Source organism: Scytonema sp. UIC 10036, assembly GCF_009725235.1.
This window is the reverse complement of record NZ_WJFC01000058.1, coordinates 25,582-39,875: the sequence shown is the minus strand read 5'-3', so window position 1 is coordinate 39,875 and position 14,294 is coordinate 25,582. Positions and strand designations below refer to the sequence as shown.

General features: G+C 42.9%; 13 protein-coding genes, 1 pseudogene and 1 CRISPR repeat array (1 of these 15 running past the window's edge). Of the genes and pseudogenes, 6 read left to right on the top strand and 8 right to left on the bottom strand.

Annotation, left to right across the window (positions count from 1 at the left end; genetic code table 11):
• Window positions 1-202: 202 nt before the first annotated feature.
• On the top strand, window positions 203-661 hold the full coding sequence (locus F7734_RS25750) for an aspartyl protease (protein ID WP_155747483.1): 459 nt from the start codon (window positions 203-205) through the stop codon (window positions 659-661).
• A gap of 109 nt (window positions 662-770) precedes the next feature.
• On the opposite strand, the gene iscB is transcribed toward F7734_RS25750, so the two are convergent.
• Both iscB and F7734_RS25740 read right to left on the bottom strand, forming a co-directional pair.
• Window positions 771-2,147, bottom strand: coding sequence for an RNA-guided endonuclease IscB (gene iscB / locus F7734_RS25745; RefSeq protein ID WP_243147082.1), 1,377 nt, complete (start codon window positions 2,145-2,147; stop codon window positions 771-773).
• A gap of 844 nt (window positions 2,148-2,991) precedes the next feature.
• Entirely contained in the window at window positions 2,992-3,414 is a 423-nt protein-coding gene (locus F7734_RS25740; protein WP_279239763.1) for an aldo/keto reductase, read from the bottom strand.
• A gap of 447 nt (window positions 3,415-3,861) precedes the next feature.
• Here F7734_RS25740 and F7734_RS25735 point away from each other — a divergent pair, with 447 nt between their 5' ends.
• Window positions 3,862-5,172 (top strand): vanadium-dependent haloperoxidase, encoded by a 1,311-nt coding sequence (locus F7734_RS25735; RefSeq protein WP_155747482.1) that lies wholly within the window; start codon window positions 3,862-3,864, stop codon window positions 5,170-5,172.
• A 41-nt stretch (window positions 5,173-5,213) separates the two neighbouring features.
• On the opposite strand, the gene F7734_RS25730 is transcribed toward F7734_RS25735, so the two are convergent.
• Window positions 5,214-5,963 (bottom strand): hypothetical protein, encoded by a 750-nt coding sequence (locus F7734_RS25730; RefSeq protein WP_155747481.1) that lies wholly within the window; start codon window positions 5,961-5,963, stop codon window positions 5,214-5,216.
• Between the two features lie 30 nt (window positions 5,964-5,993).
• Between F7734_RS25730 and F7734_RS25725 the strand changes: the two are divergent.
• The 4 genes and pseudogenes from F7734_RS25725 to F7734_RS25710 form a co-directional block, all read left to right on the top strand.
• Window positions 5,994-6,254: pseudogene (locus F7734_RS25725) on the top strand (Uma2 family endonuclease); the annotation flags it as partial.
• 270 nt (window positions 6,255-6,524) lie between these two features.
• On the top strand, window positions 6,525-7,097 hold the full coding sequence (locus F7734_RS25720; protein ID WP_155747480.1) for a 2Fe-2S iron-sulfur cluster-binding protein: 573 nt from the start codon (window positions 6,525-6,527) through the stop codon (window positions 7,095-7,097).
• Window positions 7,094-8,089, top strand: a complete 996-nt coding sequence (locus F7734_RS25715) for a xanthine dehydrogenase family protein subunit M (protein WP_155747479.1) — start codon at window positions 7,094-7,096, stop codon at window positions 8,087-8,089. Before F7734_RS25720 ends, F7734_RS25715 begins: the two co-directional genes overlap by 4 nt.
• Window positions 8,086-10,362, top strand: coding sequence for a xanthine dehydrogenase family protein molybdopterin-binding subunit (locus F7734_RS25710; protein ID WP_155747478.1), 2,277 nt, complete (start codon window positions 8,086-8,088; stop codon window positions 10,360-10,362). The genes F7734_RS25715 and F7734_RS25710 overlap by 4 nt, the downstream gene beginning before the upstream one ends.
• Before the next feature lie 650 nt (window positions 10,363-11,012).
• Here F7734_RS25710 and F7734_RS25705 read toward each other — a convergent pair.
• From F7734_RS25705 to F7734_RS25685, 5 genes are all read right to left on the bottom strand, one after another.
• The gene (locus F7734_RS25705) at window positions 11,013-11,399 is read right to left on the bottom strand and encodes a type III-B CRISPR module-associated Cmr3 family protein (protein ID WP_166482147.1); all 387 of its coding nucleotides are present in this window, start codon (window positions 11,397-11,399) and stop codon (window positions 11,013-11,015) included.
• A gap of 95 nt (window positions 11,400-11,494) precedes the next feature.
• A complete protein-coding gene (locus tag F7734_RS25700) occupies window positions 11,495-12,034 on the bottom strand; it encodes a hypothetical protein (protein ID WP_243147079.1) in 540 nt (179 codons plus the stop codon).
• 264 nt (window positions 12,035-12,298) lie between these two features.
• Window positions 12,299-12,901, bottom strand: coding sequence for a hypothetical protein (locus F7734_RS25695; protein ID WP_155747477.1), 603 nt, complete (start codon window positions 12,899-12,901; stop codon window positions 12,299-12,301).
• A gap of 312 nt (window positions 12,902-13,213) precedes the next feature.
• The gene (locus tag F7734_RS25690; protein WP_155747476.1) at window positions 13,214-13,504 is read right to left on the bottom strand and encodes a hypothetical protein; all 291 of its coding nucleotides are present in this window, start codon (window positions 13,502-13,504) and stop codon (window positions 13,214-13,216) included.
• Window positions 13,505-13,649: 145 nt separating this feature from the next.
• Complete coding sequence (locus F7734_RS25685) at window positions 13,650-13,838, bottom strand: type II toxin-antitoxin system ParD family antitoxin (RefSeq protein ID WP_155747475.1); 189 nt, start codon at window positions 13,836-13,838, stop codon at window positions 13,650-13,652.
• 97 nt (window positions 13,839-13,935) lie between these two features.
• Window positions 13,936-14,294: a CRISPR direct-repeat array (repeat unit 36 nt; unit sequence GTTTCCAATCTATTAGTTTCCCTAGCGAGTAGGGAC); it runs 1,166 nt beyond the window's last position.

The window sequence follows — 14,294 nt, the reverse complement described above, 5'->3', positions numbered from 1 at the left end:
GAAGGAACTTGCCAAAGCTTAATCTCCATATCATCACTACCACTAACAAGGAGTCCATTACTTGAATGTTGGTTTTCGTTCCTCAAATGCCACATCACTCAACGGGGGGAACCCCCGCACTTTTTGTGGCTCCCCAACCTACGCCTAAAATTCTATATTTAAAGATAATATATATGTATTAATAATCAATAAATTGGTTAAGATGAGTAGATTAATATTTCCAAATCTTCAGGATAAACAGATGGGGCAAGTTATTGTGACCCTGACAGTCACTAACCGTATTGACCGCGTTTTAGCGGAGAGAGGCTTTATTCCAAACGAAGAAGTTCGCTCCTATGTCTTAAATGATGTCATAGTCGATACAAGAGCTACTTTACTTTGTTTACCTGCTACCATAATTAGCCAGTTAGGTCTGGTTTCAGGCGGAGAAGCAAATGTGGAGACAACAGCCGGAGTTCAAAAAGGAAGAATTTTTAGAGATGTTGAACTTTGTGTTGAAAATCGTCAGGGAACTTTTGATTGTTTAGAATTGACAGAAGTACCTTATGCTCTATTAGGTGTGACGCCAATGGAGATTTTGGGTTTAGAGCCAGATTTGAAGAATCGTAAGTTAAGAATGTTACCGATGAACTCCGAGCAGACTTACCTCAGTATTCTTTGAAAATCCCGTTCTATTAGACATCTCCGATAAAGATGTAAGGGCGCAATGCCTTGCGCCCCTACAAGGACTTTCAGGCAATGCATAATTAATTTCTCGAGATGTCACACCATTAGATAGGTTTAAAACGTAGTAAATCTTGGTTAATCGTAGTAAAACTGTATTCATAGCCATCAGCACGATGGATAAGTTTGATATATTGTCGATCTAGAGAAATCCGATGACCGCTAATGAGCACTTCTACTCCTTTAGGAGTGGGAGTTTTAACTCTGGCACGATAAATTCCCGATTGAATGTGCTTGCGGTGTTTCAGTAAAGTACAAACAACATAATCGCCTGCCGTAGCATGAGTATACTTTTGATTTTTGGCTACTAGCTTAACTTCTTTTTTACCAGTCATGGGATTTTTTTTGATACTAGCGATCGCTGGAAAACCTTTAGCATTCATTCTTTGTACTTGTCTTGTCCCGTGTCCTTTACAGGTAACCCGCAATGGTTGACATATTCGCAATTTGACAATTTGGTCGGTTCCTACACAAGCACTATCAATCCAGTGCGCTTTTGGCAATCCGCTTTGAATACGAATCATTTTAGTAGATGCACCGTCTCCACTGATGACAGGCAATCCAAATTGATGTGCCATTTCAAATATTGCTTTACGAGTTGAGTTAACTGCAGCAGCATCCGATAATGATTGTTTTTGATGGGATTTAATTTTTTTGAGGATTTCGGGTTTATCCTGAAGAAATTGCTCTACTGGCTTATTCCCCTTTTTCTGGTTACATTTCTCACAAGATAATGTCAGGTTTGAGAAGCTATCGCTACCTCCCTGAGAGCGTGCATTAATATGCTCAATTTGTAAGGGGACATCTGTTTGACCACAATAAACACATTCTCTACCCCAATGCTCAAGCAACGCTTCGCGTAAGGTGTAACCCGCTAGCGTACCTTGCTGATATTCAATACCTTCTATGTCTGGTGTCTCCATTTTTTGTAAATCGAATTTTACCGATTCAATTGCGATGGATTTAATCGGTGCTAATTTCAGCAATCGTTTGATCCAAGTCTCAATGGTTAACAACCGATGACGTAAACTTGGTGCTAACCATCCAAGTGGCTTTTTGCGGTCAAATCTCTTTTTGCGATAGCGCAGTCTTCTGGTTCTTCTAGAACGTCGAACACCAGCACGTTTCATCAATTCCATTTTAATCCGAGCACCTCGGTGTTCTAATTCCATTGCCCAGATGACTTCATTCTTATTTAAGTCTACTAAGGAAATGCCCGTAAATTTTGAACCGGGGTCACAGCGAAGTTCTAAATATGGCTCTACATTTTCATCAACATCCTTATCTAGAATTAAAGTAAATGGGAATAATTTCAGCTTTTTCCCTTTGCCTTGAGATTGTAAAATCCTTGCTCTAGCTGGTGTTGTTGGTTTTAGTATTTTTCCATTTTTACTGAGAACAAATACAGAATTAGTAATCATCATTTGATGAATCTCCCGATTGGGGTATGGTGTGCCTCGACACTGCTTTTAAACTTCTCAAAAAGGTTCGGTGTTGCGCTATGACAAAGTAGCCATGTTCCTCCCTCGACGCTTGAGACGGGCTAATCTCATTAAGTCATGATTTAAAAGCCGACTTAAACCTTTGCAGGTAATACAGAATATACAGTTCTGTACTGAGTCTGGTGAAGTCAATAAATCGAATTCCTCCGATTTATTACGAATTGCTTCGTTTTGTCTACTTCTCTAATGATTAACCGAATCCATAATCTGATTTTGCCTTCTTAGATGAGTTTTGCGCTCGCGTGAAACTCCTTTGATAGCTTAGCAAGTCATTTCCTCATTATATCCGAATAAAGCATACTTACGGTCTCAGAAAGTTCTGTCTTAAGGTATATATTAATTTAATAAAATTTATTCCCCTAGTTATACAATCTTTATGTTTAACCAGGGAAATGTTATGCGATTTTTCACTCAATTCCGTCGTTGGGTATTTTTAGCAATCTGTATCATGACCGCAATCGTAGCGTGTACGATCTCTTCAGGAAGGCGCGATCGCATGACCTTTTAAGACTGCATAACCTTTTTTCAGGGGCATCTTGATAATTCTCCAAATGTAATTAGGAATGGAAATTTAGCATTTTGAACTCATTTCGACAAAATTCTCAGAACCGAACTTTTATCAACATTGGCTAACATACTGAGAATACTCAAAGACAAACTGTATCTTATCTACATATTTATCTCAAAAAGTTCCGGATTTTTCTGAGTTTGAAGAAGTTTGTTATGCTGCCTTGCGCCCAAACGCATAAAAAATGGTGAGATCGTTTCAAATTCCCCGTTCAGTTTGCAGCGCCTCCAATTCCATATCAAATTCAACTCTGGCTTTTGCTAACTGCTTAGATGTCAGTTGCAATATTGTATTGGAGATGATAGGAGCGATATAATCTACGCCTAACCGTTGCAGACTATATGCTAAAAAATTACGCACAGCCACAGGACGGTTATCATATCCAATGAAATTGCCATCCCAGTTTCGCAAAGCACCAAATTTCACGGCAATAAAAACGCGATCGCGTGGAACTTCTTTGATGGCTTGGCGAATCAGTTCTTCATTATGTCCGACTCCGTAAAAGTCACCTGTATCTAGAAAGTTGACGCCAAGCTCAATAGCATGACGAATTGTTGCTATGCTTTCAGCGTCGTTAGCTTGCTTTCCACCGTAAAAATCTGACATCCCCATGCAACCCAAACCTAACGCTGATACTTTATTATTCCTAACGCTATTAATGAAGTTATACAATATTGTAGTTTCATCGTATTGACCTCAGAAAAATCACTCATGATACAACTTCACGAGCATTTGCGTGTTTTTCTGAGAAAATATCGAGTTATTTATTCTGTCAGAGTAAAGATTTGGTAAAGGATTTAAAGATAAGCTCTACTTTTTGCTCGCTGCAAAGCACCCCCCAGGGTACTGTAAGAGTTTGATGGCATTTTCTAGAGTGAAAATACAAACTCGATTAGCGCAATGAAAACACTAATTTACCAAACACTAATACATCAGAATTCTTCTGATTTATTTGTTGTTAGGGAGTTTTATTAGCAATATTCTACCAAATTGACATAAAACCCTAAAAATTCACTAACCTAAGTGGAAAATTGGCGCTTGCTTTTTAACTTTGACAGGAGTTTCATAATGGACGCTATATTGTTTTGGAATGATATTGCTTTAACAGCAGTAGCAAATGACCACACTGGATCGCCCGCACCTCTCGAACAAGGGGGACCAACCCGAACCTCACGGGCGTTAGCAATTGTTCATGTCGCTATGTTTGATGCTTTTAATTCAATCGATCGTTCTTTCACACAGTATTTGGTTTCTGTACCATCATCTAGGAGTGCATCTAAAGATGCAGCTATTGCTCAAGCTGCATTTGCAACCTTAGCAGCTTTATACCCGCAACAATTAGAAGTGTTCACTTCCAAGTTCAACGATTTTCTAGCATCAATTCCACCAGGAGAAGATCGCGATGAAGGCATCAATATCGGAGCAGATGTGGCAGATCGCATTCTTGTCGATCGCCGTCAAGATGGTTCTCAAGTTGATATGCCATATATTGCAGGTATCTTACCGGGACAGCATCGTCCCGATCCCCTCAATCCCAATCAAGGCTTTTCAACACCTCGTTGGGGAGGCGTCAAGCCATTTGCTTTACCAAGTGTTGTAGAATTTCGCTCTGAAGCACCACCAGCACTTAACAGCGATCGCTATACCAAAGACTTTAACGACGTAAAGGCAAACGGAGCCCAGAACTCAACAACTCGCACGGCAGATGAAACCGAAATCGGCATTTTCTGGGCATATGACGGAAGTCAAGGAATTGGGACACCACCCCGACTGTATAACCAGAATGTAAGAGCGATCGCAGTTCAAGAAAAAAACACTCTCAAAGAAAATGCTCGCCTATTTGCATTAGCGAACTTAGCAATGGCTGATGCGGGAATTCAATGTTGGGATACAAAGTATTTCTACAGCTTCTGGCGACCCATCCTTGCTGTTCGCGAAGCAGATGCAGGTAATAGCCCCACAGGACAAGGAGATGGTAATGTAAACACAGTCGGAGACCCTCTTTTTGTACCGTTAGGAGCACCCAATACCAATGCACCACAAGGCAGTATAAACTTTACACCTAACTTCCCATCTTATACCTCCGGACATGCAACCTTTGGTGCTGCCGTGTTCCAAACATTAATACGTTTTTACAAAAGAGATACCATCTCTTTCAAATTAGTATCTGATGAATTTAATGGTATTAATAGAGACGTTGATGGGACAGTAAGACCAATGCGCGAGCGAACATATGACTCCTTCACAGAGGCAATGTTAGAAAATGCCCGCAGTCGAATCTACTTGGGAATTCATTACCAATTTGACGCCGATGAAGGAGTCAAAGCAGGAACAAGAATTGCCGATTACGTGTTTGACAATTATCTCAAACGTGTGTAACAAACAGTGACCAGTGACCAATGACGGGTCACTAGTCACTGTCAATTTCCAATCGGGTAGCAAGATGGTAAAAACATTTCTCCTGTTTCCATCGATACAAAGCCTCGATCGATTCCTGGCGCATAGAGTTTGGTAAGATTTTCTTCAATCCAACTAGCAGTTTCGGGATAACCCAACTCAGTCACCCGTTGTAAAGTTGCTACCCAACTGACTAATCTACTTGGTTCGGCAGAATGAACGGCATAGAATCCTAACCATACACTATGTGGCACTAAAACAGGACTCGTAGCAAAAGCTAACTTATCTTCTGCATCTTCTGGTTGAACGATTCGATTATCCACCACTACGATTTGTCCGCGATCTGATGAAAGTTCTCCTAAGTAGCTGACAGTTCCATTCAGTCGATAACCCCAGGGAATAATAAAATGAACGAGTAGATATTGCAACCACTCCACATAGCGATAAAATTTTTCGTGCCCGTTCCACTCTATAGCACATCCATCAGCAGTTGGTTGCCATTGACAATACAGTCCGGGTTGTCCCTTGGGAGGACGGTTTTCATCCATCACTGATTCTGCTGCTTGTGGATGCGACTCATTAATGAAATAGCCTCCTTCCTCACCCAATGGCAAACCCACAGCCTCTCGACCGGGATCGGGAATTATCATTAAGATAGATTGCGATCGCTTGACTCGTCGAGTACGAGCAAAGTCCAAAAGATACAGTGCTTGAAAGTCGAACAAAGGATGGTCAAGCTGGAATTTGCCAGAGAATTTAGTTGTGTATCCCATAATTTACATGGTACATAAGTTTGCTACAAATTATACCCAGATTGGACAATTGAAATCCTTTCTCCAGAACAAAGTTCAAATCGGGTAACTGGGAATATTCTTTATTACTTACAACATGGTTGTCAGCTGGGATGGTTAATCGATCCAGCAGATCGATCTATTTTAGTCTTTCGGCGAGGTCAACAACCAGAATTGTCATTAGGTAGCGATCGCTTGTCAATATTAGAGAGTATCGACCTAGACATAACAGTAGATACGATTTTTGGTTGGCTGAAGATGTCTAGTAATTAGCCAACAGGTAATAGTATTCCCAGTAATTATACTTCATTTACCGTTTTAATCGCCTCGGTCAAGTTAGTGCAGACGAAAAGAATATTGTGTAGAGAATTGACTCTCCTCCTAAAGTCAGAGATCGGTCAAAAGGAAGGCAAACATAATAGATATTATGTAGAAAATAAGAGAGACTATTGTGGAGTTTTCTACAACTTTGGGTTTAGGTAAACTTACGCGAGCAACGATGGCGCAGTCGCTGCTGACACCACGATTGAAGGGAATATAGTTATGAGTCAACAATTAGCTGAGGGAAACGCTGTTGGCATGGCAGATTTGTCGCCAAGCAAGATAGCGGTCAACTTAAAAATTAACGGCACGGTTTACAATTTACAAATCGAGCCGCGTGTTTCTTTGCTCGACGCTTTACGCGAGTTTGCTGGACTCACGGGAACGAAGAAAGGGTGCAATCAGGGGGCGTGCGGTGCCTGTACTGTGCTGGTTGACGGCGATCGCATCAATTCGTGTTTGGCACTCGCCGTTCAGTACGAAGGTGTGGAAATCACGACGATCGAAGGCTTGGCAAATGACGGCGAACTGCATCCCCTACAAGCTGCGTTCGTCGAATACGATGGGTTTCAGTGCGGCTACTGCACCCCCGGACAGATTTGTTCTGCGATCGGAATGCTCAAAGAATTTCAGCAAAATCTGCCAAGCGCAGTTTCACCGAGTATGAACGGAGAATATGAATTTTCCGATGAAGAAATCAGAGAACGGATGAGCGGAAATTTATGTCGCTGCGGTGCTTATGTCGGCATTACCGAAGCGATTCACACCGCATTCGATGGGGAGGCGGCACGATGAAAAATTTTATTTATCAGAAAGCCAACAGCGCAGATGCAGCGATAAATTTAATCGGACAAAACACAAACGCGAAATTTTTGGGCGGCGGAACGAATCTGGTTGATTTGATGCGCGAAAACATCGAGCGATTAGATGCACTGGTGGATGTGACACATTTACCTGCTGAAATCGAAGAAACTGCCGACGGCGCAATCAGAATCGGTGCGGCGGTGAAAAACACTGCCCTTGCCAATCACGAATCGATCCGCGAGAAATTTCCTGTTCTTTCCCAAGCCATTCTCTTCGGCGCGTCGGGACAAATCAGAAATATGGCAACCGTCGGAGGTAATATATTGCAGCGAACTCGCTGTTATTATTTTTATGACGACACGGCGCGATGCAACAAACGCGAAATCGGTGCGGGCTGCGATGCGATCGAGGGTTTTAATAGAATTCACGCGATTTTAGGCGCATCCGATGCCTGCATTGCCACGCATCCATCGGATATGTGCGTAGCGCTCGCCGCCCTTGATGCACGAGTTTTGGTTCAAGGCGCAAATGGCACCCGCGAAATTGCCATCAATGATTTTCACCGTCTTCCCGAAAACACGCCGCACATTGAAACCGCGTTGCAAGATGGTGAATTGATAACGGCGATAGAAATTCCGCGAAACGATTTCGCAAAAAATTCGCTTTATCAAAAAGTGCGAGATCGAGCAAGTTATGCCTTTGCATTGGTGAGCGTGGCTGGTGCTTTAGAAATCGAAAATAAACAAATTAAAAACGTGCGAATCGCGCTTGGCGGCGTGGCTCATAAACCTTGGCGGGCTTTTGCTGCAGAAGAAGTTTTGCTGGGTTTACCTGCAACCGAAGAGAATTTCTGGCGTGGGGCGGAAGCAGAATTAGAAAACGCGAGGGGATTTGCCAACAACAGTTTCAAAATCGAATTGGCGAAACGGGTGATTGTTGGCGTGCTGAAGGAACTGGCGGAACAAGGAGGAACAAACCGATGATCGACACGCAGAAAATGATGGAAACCGTCATGCAGTACAAAGAAACCGCTCCGCTATCTCAAGATCGGCGCAGTCTCATCGGAAAACCTTTGAACCGAGTTGATGGGCAATTGAAAGTCAAAGGTGAGGTTCCTTTCTCGGCAGAGTATAACGTTGCAAATTTGACTTATGCTGCCCTCGTTTACAGTTCGGTTACCAAGGGAAAAATTGCGAAAATCGACGTATCGAGAGCCGAAAAAGCAAACGGCGTTTTAGCGATTGTCACCCACGAAAACGCCCCGAAAATGAACGAACCGTTGCCGTTCAATCCAAGTGGCGGCAATGGTGCGGCGGCAAGCGATCTGCCGATATTACAGGAAGCAGATGTGCATTGGAACGGTCAGCCAATCGCTGTCATTGTTGCTGAAACCCAGGATTCGGCGGAAGAAGCCGCTACACTCGTTAAAGTCGAATATGAAACGGCAGAGGTGGAAGTTTCTTTTGACGCTTTGAAAAAGATTGCCAAACAGCCTGAGAATATTCTTGGCGAACCGCCTGAAATCAAAATCGGCGACGCGGAAAACGCATTTGATGCAGCAGAATTTAAGGTTGACAATCTTTATCATACGCCGCGCTATAACCACAATGCGATCGAGCCGCACGCAACCATTGCCATCTGGCACGATGATGAAAGTTTAACCGTTTTCGACAGTACGCAATGTATTCATAACTTAAGCTACACCCTCGCTATGATGTTCGGCATTCAACCCGAAGCCGTTCGAGTCATCTCGCCGTTTGTCGGCGGCGGATTCGGCGGTAAAGGCACGATGTGGTGGAATACGGCACTTTGCGCGATCGCAGCGAAAGTTGTCAACCGTCCGGTGAAATTAGCCGTTTCACGCGAAGGCGTTTTTCGCATTGTCGGCGGACGCACGCCGTCAGAACAGCGCGTTGCACTCGGTGCTGGTAAAGACGGAAAATTCACTGCGGTTATTCACAGTGGCATCACCGCCGCAACGACGCATAACAATTTCCCCGAACAGTTCACCTTTCCAGTGCGACATCTTTATGCTGCGGAAAATTTTTACATCGCACAGAAAGTCGTCAATCTCGATACCGTCGCGAACACTTTTATGCGTGCGCCAGGTGAATCAATTGGCACCTTCGCGTTAGAGTCGGCGATTGACGAACTGGCTTACGAACTAAAAATCGATCCGATAGAACTCCGGCGCATCAACGAGCCAACGAAAGATCCGGTGAGAGATGTTGCGTTTTCAATGCGTAATTTGACCTTGGCTTACCAGCGTGGAGCGGAGAAATTCGGTTGGAACCATCAAGCACCGCGATCGCAGAAGGATGGTAAATGGCTCGTTGGGCAGGGAGTGGCGACGGCTTATTATCCATATTACCGTTTCGTTTCGACCGCCCGCGTGCGAATTTCTGCTGACGGCACGGCAGTCGTTAAAGCCTCGGCACACGAGATGGGTATGGGAACGGCAACGGTGCAGATTCAACACGCAGCAGAGAGATTGGGTTTGCCAATCGAGCGAGTTTCGTTTGAATACGGCGATTCAAATTTACCCCAGGCACCGTTAGCTGGCGGCTCGAATCAAACTGCTAGTAACCTCGCAGCGATTGCCGCAACGATTGAAAAGGTTTTGCGCGAACTGCTCGCGATCGCTGGAGACGATTCGCCACTTTCGGGTCTAAAATACGAAGACATTGAGGTGCGTGACGGCGGCATTTTTAGCAAGGAGGATTCATCGAAAGGTGAAACTTACACGTCGATCTTGCAGCGTGTTGGGCAGGAATATGTGGAAGCGGAAGCGGCATCGGGCGAGCCTTCGGAGATAGAAGAATATTCGATGGGTTCATACGGCGCACAGTTCTGCGAAGTCCGCATTAACGAAGAAACTGGCGAAGTGCGTGTTTCGCGCTGGTTGGGTTCATTCGACTGCGGAAAAATTCTGAATCCGAAAACTGCGACCAGTCAGTTTCGCGGCGGCATTATTATGGGCATTGGAATGGCGCTAACTGAAGAAACATTATTTGACGAGCGAAAAGGGCGAATCATGAATGCCTCACTTGCAGAATATCACATTCCGGTTAATCTAGACGTGCCGCATATCGAAATTATTTATAACGATATTCCTGACGAACACGCTCCCTCAGGCGTACACGGTATCGGCGAAATTGGCATCACGGGGGTGGCGGCTGCGATCGCCAACGCAGTTTTTAACGCGACGGGCAAACGCATTAGAGAGTTACCGATTACGCTCGATAAACTGCTATAGCAATTCCCACTTTCGTGAGATACAGAATAATAAATTAACCGCAGCCTGTAGCGGATGGACGCTGATAAATTTGTACCTCAAGTGATTAGGAAACGCTATAAATCACTAGATACACCCCAATATAGTTTTATAACTCCTCGTCCTGTCAATTGATAGGCGGGGTTTTATTTATAAAACTTTGTAAAGAATTAGCTTCTTTATCACAATACCTTTGCCAAAATAAGAGCCTACAAAAATTTTGACAAAATCTGGCAAAATAACCCATAGATAAGCGTTTAGCTGACAAACAGGCTGATAATCTCAAACCCTTTATAATACAGGCGATACGTTAAAAAAATCCTATGGGAAACCTTGCAGGAATTTTTAAGACTAATTGTTTTTGCCAAGCCTCAGAGAAAAAAGAGTGAATACATCCATTCACCCTCGTAAATTGGCAAAGGTATTGTTATCATAAAGCTTATTTTTAAGGCTGAAAAATAAATGAATCACTTAATGGGATAGTTCCCTCAAAGTATCATATAAGCCTGTTTTATTCAAATCCAGCTTTCCCAAGAAAATTCTCGTACTTGTTGCATTCGCTCAAAGTCACTATCACATGAAACAACAATCAACGAGTAATATCACGTCCGCTTATATACCCTAAATAAAACTCACGCAAAGACGAGGCAGCGCGTTGCTCTGGTTACCACCAGTTGAAGCGCTTGCCGTCGCAAAGGAGACGCTTGACATAAACAAGTTTCTCGACCATTATTGCTGTCTTTGTATTCAAAGACTCCCGGTGTCACCAAATAAGCAAGAGATTTACCACCCGTTTGGAAATTACGTTCAGATAAATTTTGCAACTTATTCCACTGTTCGTCTAGATTTGGACACCGGAGTAAAATAGCTCGATGTCCCTCTCCTCCCAAACGCAATGTTGTAGGAGTCTCAATTTCTCGATCTATACCAATTGCTAAACTCCAACCAGGAAGCAAGCGAATAGCATTCTCCACAAAATAACCATCTGCTTCTTTGACTTGTTTCGTCCCTTCTGCGATCGCATGGTTTCTCGATCCAGTCTTTAAAATCTGGGTATGTTTGTAGCAACCAGTGGTCTATGAGTGGTTGTTGGAAGAGACTGGGGTATAGCAAGCTATCGGGACCGTATTGTAAAGCGAGTTTCCGCAGGCATTAAGATGAGGGATTTATCCTGGAATTCTTGGCAGACAGCCTCTGGCAAACAACGCCACAGCCACCAGAACAACTGTTTGTAGTTTTCCTTTTTCTTGGCTTCAACGGGGATTTTGTCGAACAGGTTTTGTTCTTGTTTTTGGAGGTATTCGCGCCGTTTATTGAGGAGTTCTGAGTGCTGTGGGATTTTAAAATTTAGTTTTGCACCCGAAAGTAGGTGAGCGATTTGTAAGCCATCGTCCTTGTAGTTAACACTTTGAATGATACTGCCAATTGCACCGCGATCGCTCGCCGAGGCAATCCAATCAGCTTGATGGATGTGTTTCATAACTGTACCTCCTGATGTTTCAGGGTTCCAGCCATTTTCAACCCAATTTTGCATGACTGGCAATTGTTGCCAGAAGCTGTTCTCACCGCGCCCTGATTGGTTGTTATGTAGTGCTTTTAGCACGGGATCGTGTAGCAATCCCCAGATTTTAGTTTGCCAGTATGCTTCTGACACCAGTGAATTCCTTAGTTGTTGTCTCCAGTATGGATTGTATGAATTGATATCCCCAAGTGTCCAATAACAGCAAATATTTCTGAAGAAAGATTTTGATTATCCAAATTGGCTTGCAGTAAGGTTTTCAGTCAAAAAGTACCACTCAAATCAATATTTTCTTTTTATTGACTTTTTTAAAGTTTTGTGTATTGTTTCTGGGGACTAGCGATTGGGGAATGGGATCGCACTCACTGATACAGAAGATTGGGAAAAATTCGCCCTGCATTAACCTTCTTCAATCATCCAAACCAAAAAACCCAAAATTTGCTCGACTGGAGGTAAAGGATAATCATTCAAATCTATTGTGACAACTTGTGACTCTAGCTTAAGAAATCGCCATTGTGTGCCACTGGTGACGCAGCCGTAAACAACTAAAATTGGTTGACCGCAAGCTTCATTAAAGCGTTGCATCGCAACCATCTCAGCAATACACTGTCCTAGTCCCAACTTTAAATCCGCTTTTTTTGCTTCTACGACAACTATAGTAGGAGCTTCTACAGTTAATTGTTCTGAGGATCGGCTAACTAAAAAATCGCAGACGCCATTGAGTCCTGCATCTATATCTACATCAAACTGTTCCCCAGAAAAAACGCTGATTTCTTTGTTGAGAATGCGTCGTACCTCCAAAAGTACAGGATTAATTATGACCTCAGAACGAGCTTTTTCTGTACCTACTGCTACTGCCCAAAGTAAATCTTCTAACATTATTTCTAGCCTGGGACTAAGGGTTATTGGTGCAATTGTATCTGGAAAAAATTTTACCCCTTCAACAATAGTGAGTTTCAAATCCCGCTTCGCTTTGTCGATGGTAAATTGGCTGTAGGGCATAACAAACTATAAATGAAAATTTATCGGTTAGAAGTTAAAGACTCTATAAATTCATTGTACACTGCGATCGCTTTATTAAGCCCTTAAGAGAAGTCCACAGAATAATCGATCCAATGTTGTCATGCTGAGTGTAGCGTAAGCGTAACGAAGCATCTTAAAGTAGAACTTGCGTACTTAAAGAGATTCTTCACTTCGTTCACAATGACATTGGGCATTTTTTTTCGTGGAGTTTTCTAACGAAGTTATTAGTATTTCATCTGATATACTGAGTTTCAACAAAGCATTGTAGTAGGAGTAGAGATTAATATGTGTCTATTTTGAAGTTTTGATTGTAAGTTCAAGTGCATTGCAAAAGCTACTGAGTCTCCTTAGCAAAGCATTATAATAAGGGTAGGCATCATCCCGTTCATCTTGAAGACGAGCATACAAGGTTAATTCTGGTTCTGGGGCTAGACGATCTTTTGGGATATCTAAACCTGCTTCGGTTAAGCGCGTTGCTGCGATCGCAACTAACAACGCTCCAACTGTATTCGTTTCGCCATTGTGAAGATCGTCTATTCCTGGTAAAACGAATTCTGCCCCTGGCAACTCAGTAAGATTCATAATCGATTCTTCCTGTGGTTCTCGAACTTTTCATAACATTAATTTTGAAGCGATCGAGCAGCAAAAATCTCTCAAATACACGAACACTATAGGTTTTTGAAAGTTTTTGACTGCTGCCACTCTATGGTTTTAAAACTGCCACTTTTTACTTTAAGTAACACCCCATATTGAGATCGTCCACATTCGGGGTTTGCCTACTTCTCATCAATGCTTTCTCATTCTCCCGCAATCGCCGCACGGCATCGCGAACCAGTTCGGTAGCGTTGCTATAATAGCCGCTCTCTACTTTCTGGCGAATGTAGTTCCCATCAACATCTGAAAAAACGATGTTCATGCTTCATCCTTTTTGCTCATATCATGCACTTAAAATATACATAATTTGAGCATAAATGGCAAGAATTGGGTCTCAAAGAACAATACCTTCGTCGATTGTTTCCAATCTATTAGTTTCCCTAGCGAGTAGGGACAAAATGGAGCTTATATGAGAGGACAAATCATTTTTAGGTTTCCAATCTATTAATTTCCCTAGCGAGTAGGGACCTTATACGACAAGGCACAAGCCAAAAAAGATGGGATTATGTTTCCAATCTATTAGTTTCCCTAGCGAGTAGGGACATCTTCAAAAAAGGTGCTGATAATGCGCGAGATGCACTGTCGTTTCCAATCTATTAGTTTCCCTAGCGAGTAGGGACCGACGGGTGTTTTTCTCCCACTCAAAGTTGGGGTTAGATGTAGTTTCCAATCTATTAGTTTCCCTAGCGAGTAGGGACATGGAAACTGGCATTACGTT

Excerpts from the sequence above, each read along its gene's own strand:
- F7734_RS25715 (WP_155747479.1), top strand. The coding sequence starts at position 7,094 with ATGAAAAATTTTATTTATCAGAAAGCCAACAGCGCAGATGCAGCGATA.
- F7734_RS25710 (WP_155747478.1), top strand. The coding sequence starts at position 8,086 with ATGATCGACACGCAGAAAATGATGGAAACCGTCATGCAGTACAAAGAA.
- F7734_RS25750 (WP_155747483.1), top strand. The coding sequence starts at position 203 with ATGAGTAGATTAATATTTCCAAATCTTCAGGATAAACAGATGGGGCAA.
- F7734_RS25735 (WP_155747482.1), top strand. The coding sequence starts at position 3,862 with ATGGACGCTATATTGTTTTGGAATGATATTGCTTTAACAGCAGTAGCA.
- F7734_RS25690 (WP_155747476.1), bottom strand. The coding sequence starts at position 13,504 with ATGAATCTTACTGAGTTGCCAGGGGCAGAATTCGTTTTACCAGGAATA.
- F7734_RS25730 (WP_155747481.1), bottom strand. The coding sequence starts at position 5,963 with ATGGGATACACAACTAAATTCTCTGGCAAATTCCAGCTTGACCATCCT.
- iscB (WP_243147082.1), bottom strand. The coding sequence starts at position 2,147 with ATGATGATTACTAATTCTGTATTTGTTCTCAGTAAAAATGGAAAAATA.
- F7734_RS25695 (WP_155747477.1), bottom strand. The coding sequence starts at position 12,901 with ATGCCCTACAGCCAATTTACCATCGACAAAGCGAAGCGGGATTTGAAA.
- F7734_RS25720 (WP_155747480.1), top strand. The coding sequence starts at position 6,525 with ATGAGTCAACAATTAGCTGAGGGAAACGCTGTTGGCATGGCAGATTTG.
- F7734_RS25685 (WP_155747475.1), bottom strand. The coding sequence starts at position 13,838 with ATGAACATCGTTTTTTCAGATGTTGATGGGAACTACATTCGCCAGAAA.